The sequence below is a fragment of the Pseudomonas sp. YL2 genome (assembly GCF_023063025.1).
Taxonomy (GTDB): Bacteria; Pseudomonadota; Gammaproteobacteria; order Pseudomonadales; family Pseudomonadaceae; genus Aquipseudomonas; species Aquipseudomonas putida_A.
This window is the reverse complement of sequence record NZ_JAJSLU010000013.1, coordinates 109,415-124,852: the sequence shown is the minus strand read 5'-3', so window position 1 is coordinate 124,852 and position 15,438 is coordinate 109,415. Positions and strand designations below refer to the sequence as shown.

The following is a 15,438-nucleotide window of genomic DNA, read 5'->3' as shown; positions in this document are numbered from 1 at the left end:
TTCGGGGTTTCGGAATAACTGGAAAGTTTCGATCAGTTGGATGGCTGATAAAGAATTAAAAGGAATTTAAAGTTGGATGAAAACAAAGAGTTGAATGGCGGCGATAGGGTGAAGGTCATTAAATTCATAACCGGAGGCACATTATGGGACGAATGGCTGGACGCTGATGCGTTAGATGGATTGGTTAATCATGAACTGTTGCTCGCAATGCAAAACGGTCATGTTTCCCTGAAGGGGATGCGTTACTTTCTGATCCAGCATCATTACTACTCGCGAAACTTTACCCGCTTTCTGTGCGCGATCCTCAATCGCCTCGAGTCCCTTGGCGACATAAAATTGCTATTGGAAAACATGCAAGAGGAAATGGGCATAGATGGTGACAACAAGCTCACGCATTCCGAGCTGTTTCAAAGGTCGCTGCGGATCTTGGGCACCCATCCCTTGGCTGAATCGCCTTTACCTCAGACCGTGGATTTCACCCAATGCATCATGCAGCTTTGCCGCAGTGAAAATCCTGTCGAGGGCCTCGCAGCACTCTGCCTGGGAGCCGAAGCCATTGTGCCGCTGATTTACAAACCGATTCTGCTGGCACTGGAGGGACTGAATGTCAGTGAGGAAGGCCTGGAGTTCTTTCGCCTGCATATCGAAGAGGATGAGGATCATGCGATTACCATGTTGGGAATTCTGCAGCGACTGACTCACCAGACTCCTGAGGCCAAGCGGCTTGCGATTCAAACCGGGCGTCAGGCTATGCTCAAACGTTGTGTCATGTTCGATACCATCTGGAAGGAAGTCAGTCAGCAGTAGCTGGCGACCCGTTTCGTGCAAATTGCCGCGGATTCGCTGGCAGTCGTGCAGATTGAAACAGGCCTGATGCCACCACCCTAGGTCCAAGCGATTGATTCATAGGGTATTCCTGGCCCCAGGCGATTGGCTTGATCTCTGCACTTCTCTCATTACATTCATCAAGTGGCTTGAAGGGGGACGCATGACCCCGATGTCGAGCAGGAAAGTGGTCGTCGCCCATTCGGTTCGTGCCGGGGCGCCGCAACATGAAGTGCAGACCAACAAGGCTCTGGCCCGCTGGCTGGCGCAGATTCTGGGACTCAGCTTCGGCGGCAGTTTTGACCCGCAGAAGCATCGCGGTCGCGATTTGTATTGGCTGCCGACCCAGACCATTGTTGGCCCGGCCAGCGCGCGTAATCTGGGGATCAGGGGGCCCGGCGATTTGTGGGGCGGGTACGTCGAACACGATTTCATTTGCACCAAAGCCATCAGCCACGGCTTGCGCAGTCATCTGGCTCACGCGCCACAAGGCTGGGCGCCGCAATTCTCCGAGCGCGTGCGCGATGTGGTGCTCGACGGCTTGACGGTGTTTGCCGTGGAAGATGCGCGACCCGCTGCCGAGCATCTGCTGTACAGCGGACCGATCCGCCTGAAGCCGATTCACGCCTGTGCCGGTCGTGGCCAGGAAGTTATCAACAGCCTCGACGCGTTCGATGAAGTACTGGCCCGTGCAGAAGCGGAAGCGTTGTTTCGCGATGGCGTGGTGCTCGAACAGGACTTGAGCAAGGTCTTCACCCACAGCGTTGGCCAGTCATTCATCGGCGACAAAGTGCTTAGCTACTGCGGTGATCAATACTTGACCAAGGATGCCCATGGCGAAGACGTCTATGGTGGTTCGAATCTGTTGGTAGTGCAGGGCGGCTACGAAGATCTGCTGGCGCTGGACTTGCCGGATGACGTGCGACTGGCCATCAAGCAGGCGCAGATTTTCGACCGGGCGGCGGATGAGGCTTATCCAGATTTCTACGCCTCCCGGCGCAACTACGACATTGCCCAAGGCCTGGACAGCAATGGCAAACCCCGCAGCGGGGTGCTCGAACAATCCTGGCGCATGGGCGGTGCCAGCAGCGCTGAATTGGCCGCGTTGCAAAGCTTCGTCAATGATCCGCAGATGCCCGCGATCCGCGTGTCGACCGTAGAAACCTATAGCGATCAAAGCCTGCCGGCGGACGCCATCGAAATCTATCGCGGGCCAGCGGAGAACAGCGACTTCCTTCTCAAATACGTAACGGTCAAATCTTATGACGGCTAGAAGCGAAAGCATTCAGATCGACATTGATGATGAACAGATGAGCGGGACGTTTCTCAGTCCAAAATCGAAAGTCCCCGGCGTGTTGTTTGTGCACGGTTGGGGCGGTAGCCAGGAGCGTGATCTTGAACGCGCCAAGGGCATCGCCGGTCTCGGTTGTGTATGCCTGACCTTCGACCTGCGCGGCCACACCGGTGGCACGGGCATTCCGCTGACCCGGGTCACGCGCGAAGACAATCTGCGTGACCTGCTCGCAGCCTACGACCGCCTGCTGGCGCATCCGGCGCTCGACACCTCGGCGATTGCGGTGGTTGGCACCAGTTATGGCGGTTACCTGGCTTCGATCCTCACCTCGTTGCGTCCGGTGCGCTGGCTGGCGCTGCGGGTACCGGCGCTGTATCGCGACGAGCAATGGCACACGCCCAAGCGTGAACTGGACAAGGCCGACCTGCGCGACTATCGGGCGACGTTGGTCCGTGCAGACAGCAACCGTGCGCTGCACGCCTGTTCGCAGTTCACCGGGGATGTGTTGCTGGTGGAATCGGAAACTGACGATTACGTGCCCCACGCAACGATCATGAGTTACCGCGCCGCCTGTCAGCAGACGCATTCGCTGACGCACCGGATCATCGACGGCGCCGACCATGCCTTGAGCGAGCCGGTTTCGCAGCAGGCCTATACTTCGATTCTGGTGGACTGGATTACCGAGATGGTGGTGGGTGAGCGGTTGAGCATCATCCAGTCCACATGATTTGTTGTGGCTCTTCGGACGCCTTCGCGAGCAAGCCCGCTCCCACATTTGGAATGCGTTCTACCTGTGGGAGCGGGCTTGCTCGCGAAGGGGCCATCAGCCATAGCCACAAAATCAGGAAGGTTTCTTATCGATCCGCAACGCCTTGGCCTTGGCTTCCACCAGCAAATACATCACCACCGTAATCAACAACGGCAACAGAAAATAAATCGCCCGATACGCCAGCAACCCCGCCACCAAACTGCCCCGCGAAGCTTCGTGCTGCAGCAGCGCGACAAACACCGCTTCCAACACTCCAAGCCCCGCCGGAATGTGCGTGATGACCCCGGCAATCGCACTGATCAACAGCACGCCGAGCACCAACGGATAATCCAGTTTGCTCGGCAGCAGAGTGAAAATCACCGCCGCCATCAGCGACCAGTTCAATGCACCGAGCAGCAATTGCAGGACGGCCATGCGCAGTGATGGCAGGTTGATTTCCACCCCGCGAATCGACCACTCGCGGCGCTTCGAGAACTGGCACGCGGCGAGGTAACCGACACTCAACAGCAGCAACAGCACCCCAATGCCTTGCAACGCGGCGCTGCTGATTTTCCAGCCCGGCGGCATGCTCACCAGGCCGCTGCTGAACACCACGCCGGCAATCGTCATATAACCGAACCAGTTGGTGGCCAGGCTCAGACCGAGAATCTTGGCGATGTTGCTTTTGCTCACCCCCAGGCGCGAATACAGCCGATAGCGCATGGCGATTCCGCCGACCCAGGCACTGAGATTGAGGTTGAACGCATAGCTGATGATCCCCACCGGGAGGATCTGTTTCCAGGTCAGGTCCTGACGAATGTAGGTGCGGCCGATCAGGTCGAAACTGGCGTAGGTGAGAAAGCTCAGCAGGGTCAGGCTGGCGGCAATGATCAGCGTGCGCACCTTGAAGTCGGCCAGGGTTTGCAGGACTTCTGCCCATTCGATACGGGTGGCGAACATCGTCAGCAACACGATCAGCGCGAGGAAGAACAGCAACGTCAGTGGGCGTTTCCAGCGACTCCAGCGAGAGTGAGTGGCGGGCGCAGACTGTGCGTGGGAATGGCTCATGACGTGCGCCCCCGAAACGGCTTGAGCCGCGGTTTGTGCGCCGGCAACCATCCGGCCATTGACGGGAAATGCCGGAGGAAGTGAAACACCAGAAACCCTACGGTCATGTGCCAGATCCGTCCTCGCGGGGACATGCTGGCGTCCATGGCCTTGCAGTGGTTCTGGCTCAGGTCTTCGAGGCGCTGAAACAAATGCTGATTGAACGCGCGATCGCGGATCAGCACGTTGGCTTCCAGGTTCAGCGACAGGCTCAGCGGGTCGAGATTGCTCGAGCCGACGGTGCTCCATTCCTCATCCACCAACGCGACTTTGCCGTGCAGCGGGCGCTGGCAATATTCGTGGATCTGCACGCCGGCCTTGAGCAGGTAGTCGTAGGTCATGCGCGCCGCCAGTTTCGCCACCAGCATGTCCGGTTGACCTTGCAGGATCAGCCGCACCTCGACACCACGGCGCGCGGCGTTGCGGATCTCGCGCAGCAGGCGGTAGCCGGGGAAGAAATAGGCGTTGGCGATCACCACCCGGCGTTTGGCCCGGCGCAATACGTGCAAGTAAACATCTTCGATGTCGGTGTGATGCTGATCGTTGTCGCGAAACACCAGGCGTACCTGACCGTCGTGATCGTTGAAAGCCATGTCCGCCCGGCGCTGACGCCGTCGCTGCCACCAGAACCGCGCGCGTCCCGGACGACCACTTTGCAGCAGGGCGAAATGATGGATGTCAGCGACCGCTGGCCCTTGAATCTGCACCGCATAATCCTGTTTCGCCTCGGGGCCGAAATCGGCCAGGTGATCGCCGGAAAAGTTGATCCCGCCAATGAACGCGATCAGTCCGTCGACCACCACAATCTTGCGGTGCAGGCGGCGGAACCAGTTGGTGCGAATGCCCAGGTGCTTGGGCGCCGGGTCAAACATTTGCAGATGCACGCCCGCTTCGCTCAGTGCCGCGAGATAACCGGTGGTCAACTCGCCGCAACCAAAACCGTCGAGGCTGACAGTGGTGCGCACGCCACGCCGGGCGGCGTCGATCAGGATCTGCTGCAACTCTGCGCCGACCTTGTCTTCGAAAACGATGAAGGTCTCCAGCAGAATTTCACTCTTCGCCGCACGCATGGCGTCGAACACCCGGGGGAAATATTCCTCGCCGTTTTCCAGCAACTCGACGCGGTTATTGCCCTGCCAGCCGTACTCGACATCGACATGCCCGGGCTCGCGCACTGGCGGGTTGATGCTGATCGGTTCCACGGCGGATTTCTCCAGCGGTGCGCTGCTCATAGTTCGATCTCCACCGATAACGGGACGTGGTCGGAAAGGTGTGACCAGGGCCGGTTGGCCAGGACTTTCGGTTGGCTGGCCTTGAGGTTGCGTACATAAATACGATCGAGCCGCAGCGTCGGCAGGCGCGCCGGAAAACTGCGCGCCGGTTTGCCGTGATGCTCGGCGAACACCTCGCGCAGGCCGCAGGGTTCGAGCAGCGCGTCGGCACGCTGGCGCCAGTCGTTGAAGTCACCGGCAACGATCACCGGTGCGTCAACCGGCAGCTCCGCCAGACGCTCGCCGAGCAGTTTCAATTGCGCATTGCGATGGCTTTCGCGCAGACCCAGATGCACGCAGATCGCATGCACTTCGACGCCATCGCCGGGCAGGCGCAGCACGCAATACAGCAGCCCGCGGTTCTCGTGGCCGCTGATCGAGACGTCGAGGTTGTCGTGGCGGATGATCTGGAATTTCGACAGCAATGCATTGCCGTGATCGCCCTCCGGGTACACCGCGTTGCGCCCGTAGGCGAACTGCGGCCATAGACTGTCGGCGAGGAACTCGTATTGCGGCATCGTCGGCCAGTTGCTGTAGCGCTTGGGATGATGCTCGTGGGTGCCGTGGACTTCCTGCAAAAACACCACGTCGGCGGCCACGCTGCGCACCGCTTCGCGCAGCTCCGGGAGGATGAAACGTCGGTTGAGCGCAGTGAAACCCTTGTGGGTGTTGACCGTCAGCACGGTGAAACGACGCACCGACACTTCAACGCTGGTCTGCTCGTCGGTGAACCCGACCGGCTCTGGAATACTCATGCCAGCACCCCTTCGGCAGCCGGTTCACCGGGGGTGGTGGCGAGCGTTTTATCCAGCTCGAATCGGTGGAGCAAACTGCGCGCGTCGTAGGGCGCGCGGACTTTGATGTCGTTGTCGAAATAGCAGAACACTTCGCGGGATGTACGCGCCCGCGGCTTGAGGCGCGGCGCGATCAGATGCGCATCGCCCGGCTGCCGGCCGTGATGCCAGGCGTCGATGCGTTCAGCCCATTTGTTCAACGCGGCGTCGGTGTAGCCGCTGGCGTACAGCTCTTCGGCACCGTGCAGGCGCAGGTAGACGAAATCGCTGGTGAGGTCTTCGCGGTACGGCCATTTGCCGGCGGTGTCGGCGATCACCAGGGCGGTGTTGTAGCGTTTCAACAAGCGCACGAAGTCGGGGTCGATGAACGTGTCATTGCGCACTTCCACGGCATGGCGCAGCGGTTTTTTGCGCCAGGCTTTGAGGCTGGCGTGGCCGTGAAGATGTGAATCGTGTTGGCGGGCGAGGGCGGCGGCCGCTGCAGTATCGTGGGGCAACAATGAGAGGAAGTGTTCGAAGCGCTCGGGGTCGAATTTGAAGTTCGGCGGAAACTGCCAGAGGATCGGCCCGAGCTTTTCCTTGAGCTCCAGCACCCCGGAGGCGAAGAAATTCGCCAGCGGCTTTTCGATCTCGCGCAGGCGCCGGACGTGGGTGATGAAGCGCGGCGCCTTGACGCTGAACACGAAGTCGTCGGGCGTTTCGTTGTACCACTGGGCGTAACGTTCGGGCCGTTGCAGGGCGTAGAACGATCCATTGATTTCGATGCTGTTGACCGCCCGCGAAGCGAACTGCAATTCGCGCTTCTGCGTCAGTCCTTTCGGGTAGAAATCCCCTCGCCACGGAACGTAGCGCCAGCCGGAAATACCGATGTGAATCGTTGCCATGCCGCCCTCCCGTTGTCAGTCCTCGTACAGCCTGTGTCTGTTGATGACTGCGGGCGGTTCGGGAAAGTTTCGGTGGCGTTACGGACGGTACATCCCTGAGAGCAACACAAAGCTAATGTGGGAGGGGGCTTGCTCCCGAAAGCGGTGTATCAGTCGCCATTGATGCTGACTGACCCTCCGACTTCGGGAGCAAGCCCCCTCCCACAGGGTTACTCAATGACCCGTGAATACTCGGCCTTGAGCCGGTTCGGCATAGACCGGACCGAGGCGATCCAGTCGCCCGCTCCACGCGGTCAGCGCCAACGCCAGCAACACCACCAGGCCACCGATCCACGCCGTATGAATCAGGCCCAAATGCTCGACGATCAACCCGCCGCCCCACGCCCCGCCGGCAATCCCTAGGTTGAACGCAGCAATGTTCAGCCCGGATGCCACGTCCACCGCCTGCGGCGTGTGATGTTCAGCCTGATGCACCACATACACCTGCAACCCCGGCACGTTGCCAAACGCCACCGCACCCCACACCAGCACCGTGGCCAGCGCCAGCCATGGATTGGCGGCGGTGAAGGTCAGTAGGAACAGCACCGCCGCCAGCAGGGCGAAGATGATTTTCAGGGCGCTGATCGGCCCGCGCTTGTCCGCCAGTTTGCCGCCCCAGATATTGCCGACCGCCACCGACACGCCGTACACCAGCAACACCAGGCTGACGGTGCCGGCGCTGAAACCGGAGAGGTCCTGCAGGATCGGCGCGAGGAAGGTGAAGGCGATGAACGAGCCGCCGTATCCGATCGCGGTCATCGCGTATACCAGCAGCAGACGCGGTTGTTTCAGCACTTGCAGTTGCTGCAGCAAGGATGCCGGTTTGCTGTGGGCGATGTTGTTCGGCACATACAGCAGGCTGCCAATGAAGGCGATCACACCCAACGCCGAGACGGCGAGGAAGGTTTCGCGCCAGCCGAAATGCTGACCGATGAACGTGCCCAGTGGCACGCCGGTGACCAAAGCCACAGTGAGGCCGGTGAACATTATGGCAATCGCGCTGGCAGCTTTTTCCTTGGGCACCAGGCTGGTGGCGATGGTCGAGCCGATAGAGAAGAACACCCCGTGGGCCAGACCGGTGACGATCCGCGCCAGCACCAGCGATTCATAACCCGGCGCCATCCACGCCAGCAGGTTGCCGAGGGTGAACAGCACCATCAGCGACAGCAGCAACAGTTTGCGCGGGACTTTGCCGGTGAGGGCGGTCAGCACCGGCGCGCCAATGGCAACGCCCAGTGCATACAGACTGACCAGCAGCCCGGCGGACGGCAGGCTGACGCCGAGATCGGCGCCGATGGTGGGCAACAGGCCGACGATGACGAACTCGGTCGTCCCGATGGCGAATGCGCTGAGGGTCAGCGCGAGCAAGGCAATGGGCATGACAGCACTCCGTTAGAGGTTTGAATGGAGCGCAGTGTCGGAGTTTGGGTTGTGCGGAAAAATACAGGGTTGGGCATTTGATATTTGCTGCTGGCGCAAATATCCACGGAGTGCTGTGAATTCTGTGGTGAGGGGATTTATCCCCGATGGGTTGCGAAGCAACCCCAAACGGTTCCAAAGGGTGTGAAAGCAGATGTCTACGACTGCTGCGCAGCCGATCGGGGATGAATCCCCTCACCACAGGGGGAAGGTCATTGACCCAAAAACCGAACTTGTCCGCCATTCACCGATCAGTTCCTTACAGGTTCAGCCAAGAGGGATCGGAGTTTTGATCAAGTTCAGGATCGCCATTCTGCTGGGAGCGCTACTGTTTCTCGGCGCCAGCGAACTCGAAGCCGCCACGCTGCCGGGTGTTCCGGCTGCTGCTGAAGAACCGGCCAAACCCGAGCCGATTGTGCAGGGTGGTCTGCTCGGCGCGATCAGTTCGAGCATCGACGACGTGCAGGACAAACTCGATCTCAACGAGCATCTGGTCGACGCCTGGCGCCTGCGTGCCGACCGGGCGGCGGATGAGGTCGACAAACTGGTCAACCAGCCGTCGAACCGATCCGGCTGGAGCGTCGCCGGAGATTTCCTGATGTTGTCCGGCGTCTGGCTCGGCACTTTTGCGCTGCTCACGGTGCTCGGCAGCCTGCTGGCCAAACGGCTGAGTCAGGGCCGTTGGCTGCGCACCCGCCAGCGCAGTCAGGACCTGGTTGGCTACCTGCTACCGTACACGCTGCCGGCGCTGATCTGCCTGCCGCTGACGTTGTATGTCAGCCACTTTCTGCAAGCTTCGGTTGGGCGGGCGCTGGCACTGTGTTTCGCCTACGCCACCAGCAGCGGGATTTTCTCCACCTCGATGCTGTTGTGTGTGGTGGTGATGTTCAATGTCGGGCACAAACGGCCGGCCGCGCGGATCATTCGCGACTACTGCCCGAAACCGCTGTTCCTGATCGGCTTTCTCGCCGCCCTCAGTGATGCGTTGACCAGCCCACAGATCGCCCGCCAGTTGGGCGGCAATATCACCAGCAGCGTTGCGGTGTTCACCGGGCTGATCGCCTCGATCATCTTCGGTCTGCTGGTGATTCGCCTGCGTCGGCCGGTGGCGCATCTGATTCGTAACCGACCGCTGGCGCAACGTCTGAAACAGCCGTCGTTGCAGGAGTCGCTGCGGATTTTTTCCGGGCTCTGGTACTGGCCGATCGTGCTGATGGTGCTGGTTTCGGCGGTCAATCTGATCGGCATCGGCGAAGACAATCAAAAGGCCCTGCGCTGTGCGCTGTTCACCACGGTGCTGCTAATCGGCACGGTGTTCCTCAGCACCATCCTCCAGCACCTGTTCAAGTCGCGCAAAGCCGAAGCGATCCAACGCAGCAGCGCCTACAAGGAGCGCTTTCTCAGCCTGTTGCACGCGCTGCTGCGGATCGTTATTGCGATTGCCTTCATCGATATTCTCGGGCGGATCTGGGGCGTTTCACTGCTCGATTTCGCCCAGAGCAGCACGATCGGCCGGGCGATCAGTAATGCGTTGAGCAGCATCGGCCTGATCTTCCTCGTCACGTGGCTGTTGTGGGTGGTGCTCGACACGGCGATTCAGGAAGCGCTGAAACCACCGGTCAGCAAACGCTCGTCGCGCCAGCCCAGCACCCGGGTGAAAACCATCCTGCCGCTGCTGCGCAATGCGATCAAAATCATCCTCGTGGTGATCTGCGCGATCACCACCATGGCCAACCTCGGCATCAACGTTGCGCCACTGTTGGCCGGTGCCGGGGTGGTCGGTCTGGCGATCGGTTTCGGTTCGCAGCAACTGGTGCAGGACGTGATCACCGGGCTGTTCATCATCATCGAGGACACCCTGTCGATCGGCGACTGGGTGGTGCTTGATTCCGGGCACGCCGGCACCGTCGAAGGCCTGACCATTCGCACCCTGCGCCTGCGTGACGGCAAGGGGTTTGTGCATTCGGTGCCGTTCGGCCAGATCAAGGCAGTGACCAACCAATCACGCCAGTTTGCCTACGCGTTTTTCTCGGTGCAGTTCACCTACGACACCGATGTCGACAAGGCCATCGAGCTGATCCGCGAGACTGGCGATTCGATCCGTGAAGACCCGTTCCTCAAGTACAACCTGCAAGGGCCGCTGGATGTGTTCGGGGTGGACAGGATGGACTTGAACGGCGTGGTGCTTACCGCGCAATTCCGTACCGTGTCGGGTGGGCAATATGCGGTGAGCCGGGCGTTCAATCAGCGTTTGAAAAAGCTTGTGGATAACAGTCCCGAGGTGCATTTCGCGCAGACTTATCCACAGCAGGTTTTGTTGCCCAAGCGGCAGGGTGAGGGGGGGTTGGTGGCGAGCGAGGCGCCACAACGGTCGAGTACCTGACCGCCGGATTTTGTGCTGGGATTGCCGGCCTCTTCGCGGGCAAGCCCGCTCCCACAGGGTTCTGGGTGATGTTGAAATAGTAGGCACACCAAAAATCACTGTGGGAGCGAGCTTGCTCGCGAAAGGGCCGGAACTGTCGACATCAATGCCGGATCAGCTTGCTGCGCACCTGTTCCATAGTGATCTGATCCAGCTCAGCCCAGAAAACCTGCTTGCCGGCAATCTCGGCAGCAACCGGCACCCCATCGCGATATAGCAGCCGATTACTCGCCAACGCCGGCACTTTTGCCCCCGGCAACAATGTCCCCGCCAGGTTCAATGGATCCACCCCGCACACCGCAATCAGACTGCCGTCATGTGCCCGGCGGCGCACTTCGCGCAGCAACGGAATCGCCTCGGGCAAGGCAAACTGTTCTCCCGCCAGACCACTGACAAACCGCCCGCCGCGAATCTCGCCACGGGCCTCCAGCCGATGAAACGTGCGCAGCAATTCGCGCCAGCTCGGCAGCCAGTCCGCTTCGCGCTCCAGCAGACGCCAGAACACCACGCCGTAGCGGCGCAGCAACGTCATGGCGACATGTTCGAGGGTTTCCGGCGAAGCGCTCTGGCTGTTCTCCATGAGCGGCCCGCGCCGCAACAACGCCCAGCGCCCGGCATCGTCCATGCCACCGACAAACGCCCCGCGCCCGCGACGACTGCTGCGTTGCTGGCGCTTGCTCGCCGGGGTAATCAGGGCGCGCAAACCGGCGAAGCTGTCGGCGTTCACCAGACCGGCACCGACCAGTTCCTGCAGGGCGATTTCCAGCTCGGTGCGCAGCAGGTGCGCCTCGTGGATCAGCTCATCGAAAAACAGCGCGCCGTGCTGACTCAGCGCCTCATAAACCTTTTGCGTTTTCGCTGACAGTTCGCTGACCGGCGTCTGTTCGGCCAGCGCACTCCACAGCCCGACCTGACTGCGCGGCAACAGCACAATCGGCGTACTGCGCAACGCCGTGCCGCTGACTTTCTGCCGGGCGCTGAGCCGCGTCCACACCAGTTTGCCGTTGCGGCACAGGTCATCCAGCCAGCTCGGCGAATAGTCTTTCAGGCGCGCCGGGAGAATGTCGCTGTCCCACGCGGAGGCCGCTGCCGGGTAACCTTCGAACTGGCCGACAATCGCCGGCAACACCGCGCTGCCCTGAGCGCGCGTAGCGGAGGACAGATGCTGCCAGTCGAACAGAAAACGCATGAAATCCTGCAGAGCCACCGGCTCGATTTCCCGGCGCAAACGCTTGACCGTGTAGCGATGAATGCGCGCCAGCAGATGCCGTTCGCACCATTCCTCAACCGTCGCGCCCGGGGTGAATTTACCACGCAGCACGTAGCCTTCGCGCTCCAGTTGCGCGAGGGCCTGATTGACCTGCGGTATCGGCAACGCGAGTGGTTCGGCAATGGTGGCTAACGGCAGCGGGCCAAATGCGGCCAGTCGCGCGCGGAGCACTTCGACCAGCGCTTCCTCTAACGTCCAAGGTTCGTTGAAACCGGGCAAGGCCTCTTGCTGCGGTTGCAGCGTGGCCTGTGGATAAAGCGCCACGACAGGCAGGCCAGGCGTCCTCGCGCCAGCCACAACGAGCAGGGGGGTGGAGGAGTAGTGCCTGTGAGGCCGTCTTCGCGAGCCGGCCCGCTCCCACAGTTGACAGTGTTCCGACTGGCGGAACGCGGTTGAATGTGGGAGCGAGCCTGCTCGCGAAGCTTTTCTTTTGCCGTTACTGGCGGAACGGCCAAGCGGCAGGCGCGACCGCTCGCAGTCAGCGCGTCAAGCCATTCGCGCCAGTGTTCGCCAGCCTGAACTTCAAGGTCGCTGATGCAGGCAAGGCTCATCAGCGCCTCGTGCATTTCATCGATGTTGGCCGGCGTCGGCCATGCCTCTTCACGCACCGCGTTGATGGCGTCTGCGTCCAGCGCACCGAGATCATCAGTGGACTGCGGATCGCTCCAGCGCCGGTTGATCACCGCTTGGGTGCGACGTTCCTCCAGCGGCGCATCGTCGAGAAAGCTGTACGGCCGCGCGCTGAGAATTTCTGCCGCCAGCGGTGACGGTGCCGGCAGATCGCGGCTGAGCAACCGTACCTCGCCACTCTCCATGCGCCGCAGCAGATTGAGCCACCCGTCGCTGTCCATGGCCTCGTGCAGGCAATCGTCGAGAGTCTGTTCAATCAGCGGATGTTCGGGAATCTCCCGCTCGCCGGCGAGGTTTTCCAGACAGGCGATCTGATCGGGGAACACGCTGGCGATCAGGTCTTCGCTTTTCATCCGCTGCAATTGCGGCGCGACTTTGCGCCCGCCGGTAAAACGCGGCAACGCCAGCGCCACCCCGGCATTCCAGCGCCAGCGCACACCGAACAATGGCGCGTCGAGAATCGCCTGAATCAGGATGTGCTCGGCGCTGTTGCTGTGCAGGTAACGCCAGACGTCGTCCAGCTCGAAACTGTGGCTGGTGGACAGCGACAGGACGATCGCGTCTTCGCTGGCGGCAGCCTGCAATTCGAAGTTGAAGGTGCGGCAGAAACGCTTGCGCAGCGCCAGGCCCCAGGCGCGGTTGATGCGGCTGCCGAACGGTGAATGGATGATCAATTGGGTGCCGCCGGACTCATCGAAAAACCGCTCCATCAGTAACGTGTCCTGCGAGGGCAGGGCGCCGAGGGTCAGGCGAGCGCGGGCGAGATAGTCCACCAGCTGTTCGGCGCTGGCGCGGTTCAGGCCGAGGGTTGCGGTCAGCCAGTCGAGCGCCGGTTGCAGATCGCCGGGGCTGGCGCCGAGCAACAGGTCGAGGGTCGCTTGCAGGCGCGCCACCGCCGCAGACAATTCATCGCTGCGCCCCGGGGCTTCGCCGAGCCAGAACGGAATGGTCGGCGGCTGGCCCTGAGCATCCTCGACCCGCACCTTGCCGGTTTCAACCCGCAGGATTCGGTAGGAGGTGTTGCCGAGCTGGAACACATCACCCGCGATACTTTCCACGGCAAAGTCTTCGTTGACGCTGCCGATGTTCAGGCCTTGCGGTTCGAGCAGCACGCTGTAGTCGGCATTATCGGGGATGGTGCCGCCGCTGGTCACAGCGGTCAGTTGCGCGCCACGGCGGCCACGCAGGGTGCAGCTGACCGCATCGCGGTGCAGGTAGGCACTGCGGATGCCCTGACGACCGTTGTAGCCTTCAGCGAGCATCGCCAGCAGCGCTTGATAGTGTTTTTCGTCGAGATCGCGGTAGGGCGAGGCTTTGCGAAACAGCGCCAGCAGCGCGTCTTCCGCCCATTCCCGGCAACTGACTTCGGCGATGATCTGCTGCGCCAGCACATCCAGCGGCGCTTCGGGGATGTGCAGGGTGTCGAGTTCGCCACGGCGCACGCAGTCGAGCAGGGCGGCGCACTCGATCAGGTCGTCGCGGGTGGTGGCGAACAAGCGGCCCTTGGGTGTGCCGCCGACCTGGTGCCCGGAGCGCCCGACCCTTTGCAGAAACCCGGCAATCGAACGCGGCGAGGATATTTGGCAGACCAGATCGACTTCGCCGATATCGATGCCCAATTCCAGTGAGGCGGTGGCGATCAGCACTTGCAGCTCGCCGCGCTTGAGCCGCTGTTCGGCGTCGAGGCGGAATTCCTTGGCCAGGCTACCGTGATGCGCGGCCACCGCCTGTTTGCCCAGGCGTTCGCTGAGGTGCCGACTCAGGCGTTCGGCCAAGCGCCGGGTGTTGACGAAAATCAGCGTGGTGCGGTGTTCGCGGGCCAGTTCGGCGAGCCGGGCATAAACCAGTTCCCAGACGTCGTTGGCCATCACTGCCGACAACGGCACCGGCGGCACTTCGATGCCCAGATCCCGTGGCCGGGCGTGGCCGATGTCGATGATTTCGCAGGGGCGATCGGTGCCGACCAGAAATCGTGCCACGGCATCAATCGGCTTTTGCGTGGCGGACAAGCCGATGCGGGTCAAGGGTTCGGCACACAACGCCTGCAGGCGTTCTAGGCTCAGGGCCAAGTGACTGCCGCGTTTGCCGGCCGCGATGGCGTGGATCTCGTCGATGATCACCGTGCGTGTGTTGCCGAGCATTTTGCGCCCGGACTCGGAGCCTAGCAGCACGTACAGCGATTCCGGGGTGGTCACCAGAATGTGCGGCGCACTTTTGCGCATGGCGGCGCGGTCTTTCTGTGGAGTGTCGCCGGTGCGTACGGCGGTGGTGATTTGCAGTTCGGGCAGGCCCATCTGGCGCAACTGCTCGGTGATTCCGGCTAGCGGATTCTGCAGGTTGATGCGGATGTCGTTGGATAAGGCCTTGAGCGGTGAGACGTAGACCACCAGCGTTTCGTCGGGCAGGCCGTCGGGGTTTTCCAGGCCACGGTGGACGAGGTCGTCGAGCACCGCGAGAAACGCGGTGAGGGTTTTGCCGGAGCCGGTGGGCGCGGCAATCAGCGTCGAACGGCGCTGGCGGATCAACGGCCATGCGCGGGCCTGGGCGGCGGTGACCGTCGGGAAAGTGCTGCTGAACCAGGCGCTGACGGCGGGATGGAAGCCCGCCAGGGCCGCGTCCTTGGGGATGGGCAGATTCATGCTCAAGTTATGCGGGTGAGGGCGGCAAGATGCAAGTACCGCTGGGGATCTCCAGTGGCTGACAGGCTTCATCGCGAGCAGGCTCACTCCTACAGG

The 15,438-nt window shown here is 61.4% G+C and carries 9 protein-coding genes and 1 pseudogene; 4 read left to right on the top strand and 6 right to left on the bottom strand.

Features of this window, described 5'->3' with window-relative positions; all coding sequences use genetic code 11:
• The first annotated feature begins 72 nt into the window (after positions 1-72).
• The 3 genes from LVD08_RS19000 to LVD08_RS18990 all read left to right on the top strand — a co-directional run bounded on the left by LVD08_RS19000 (position 73) and on the right by LVD08_RS18990 (position 2,846).
• A complete protein-coding gene (locus LVD08_RS19000; RefSeq protein WP_247268928.1) occupies positions 73-807 on the top strand; it encodes a TenA family transcriptional regulator in 735 nt (244 codons plus the stop codon).
• A 181-nt stretch (positions 808-988) separates the two neighbouring features.
• A complete protein-coding gene (locus tag LVD08_RS18995) occupies positions 989-2,098 on the top strand; it encodes a DUF3182 family protein (protein WP_027614240.1) in 1,110 nt (369 codons plus the stop codon).
• On the top strand, positions 2,088-2,846 hold the full coding sequence (locus LVD08_RS18990; RefSeq protein WP_027614239.1) for an alpha/beta hydrolase family protein: 759 nt from the start codon (positions 2,088-2,090) through the stop codon (positions 2,844-2,846). The genes LVD08_RS18995 and LVD08_RS18990 overlap by 11 nt, the downstream gene beginning before the upstream one ends.
• A 114-nt stretch (positions 2,847-2,960) precedes the next feature.
• Here LVD08_RS18990 and LVD08_RS18985 read toward each other — a convergent pair whose 3' ends face one another.
• The 5 genes from LVD08_RS18985 to LVD08_RS18965 form a co-directional block, all read right to left on the bottom strand.
• Positions 2,961-3,935, bottom strand: a complete 975-nt coding sequence (locus tag LVD08_RS18985; protein WP_115988788.1) for a lysylphosphatidylglycerol synthase domain-containing protein — start codon at positions 3,933-3,935, stop codon at positions 2,961-2,963.
• The gene (clsB, locus tag LVD08_RS18980; RefSeq protein WP_247268927.1) at positions 3,932-5,206 is read right to left on the bottom strand and encodes a cardiolipin synthase ClsB; all 1,275 of its coding nucleotides are present in this window, start codon (positions 5,204-5,206) and stop codon (positions 3,932-3,934) included. Before clsB ends, LVD08_RS18985 begins: the two co-directional genes overlap by 4 nt.
• A complete protein-coding gene (locus LVD08_RS18975) occupies positions 5,203-6,000 on the bottom strand; it encodes an endonuclease/exonuclease/phosphatase family protein (RefSeq protein ID WP_183784262.1) in 798 nt (265 codons plus the stop codon). Before LVD08_RS18975 ends, clsB begins: the two co-directional genes overlap by 4 nt.
• Positions 5,997-6,923, bottom strand: a complete 927-nt coding sequence (locus LVD08_RS18970) for a DUF72 domain-containing protein (RefSeq protein WP_247268926.1) — start codon at positions 6,921-6,923, stop codon at positions 5,997-5,999. Before LVD08_RS18970 ends, LVD08_RS18975 begins: the two co-directional genes overlap by 4 nt.
• Before the next feature lie 213 nt (positions 6,924-7,136).
• Positions 7,137-8,342: an MFS transporter gene (locus tag LVD08_RS18965; RefSeq protein WP_247268925.1), complete on the bottom strand. Its 1,206-nt coding sequence runs from the start codon at positions 8,340-8,342 to the stop codon at positions 7,137-7,139.
• A 328-nt stretch (positions 8,343-8,670) separates the two neighbouring features.
• Between LVD08_RS18965 and LVD08_RS18960 the strand changes: the two genes are divergently transcribed.
• Entirely contained in the window at positions 8,671-10,764 is a 2,094-nt protein-coding gene (locus LVD08_RS18960) for a mechanosensitive ion channel family protein (protein ID WP_247268924.1), read from the top strand.
• A 142-nt stretch (positions 10,765-10,906) separates the two neighbouring features.
• On the opposite strand, the pseudogene LVD08_RS18955 reads toward LVD08_RS18960, so the two are convergent.
• A pseudogene (locus tag LVD08_RS18955) lies at positions 10,907-15,342 on the bottom strand (DEAD/DEAH box helicase).
• Between the last annotated feature and the right edge of the window lie 96 nt (positions 15,343-15,438).

Bases quoted from the DNA above. Each gene is read 5' to 3' on its own strand.
- LVD08_RS18965 (WP_247268925.1), bottom strand. From the start codon at position 8,342: ATGCCCATTGCCTTGCTCGCGCTGACCCTCAGCGCATTCGCCATCGGG.
- clsB (WP_247268927.1), bottom strand. From the start codon at position 5,206: ATGAGCAGCGCACCGCTGGAGAAATCCGCCGTGGAACCGATCAGCATC.
- LVD08_RS18990 (WP_027614239.1), top strand. From the start codon at position 2,088: ATGACGGCTAGAAGCGAAAGCATTCAGATCGACATTGATGATGAACAG.
- LVD08_RS18985 (WP_115988788.1), bottom strand. From the start codon at position 3,935: ATGAGCCATTCCCACGCACAGTCTGCGCCCGCCACTCACTCTCGCTGG.
- LVD08_RS18970 (WP_247268926.1), bottom strand. From the start codon at position 6,923: ATGGCAACGATTCACATCGGTATTTCCGGCTGGCGCTACGTTCCGTGG.
- LVD08_RS18975 (WP_183784262.1), bottom strand. From the start codon at position 6,000: ATGAGTATTCCAGAGCCGGTCGGGTTCACCGACGAGCAGACCAGCGTT.
- LVD08_RS18995 (WP_027614240.1), top strand. From the start codon at position 989: ATGACCCCGATGTCGAGCAGGAAAGTGGTCGTCGCCCATTCGGTTCGT.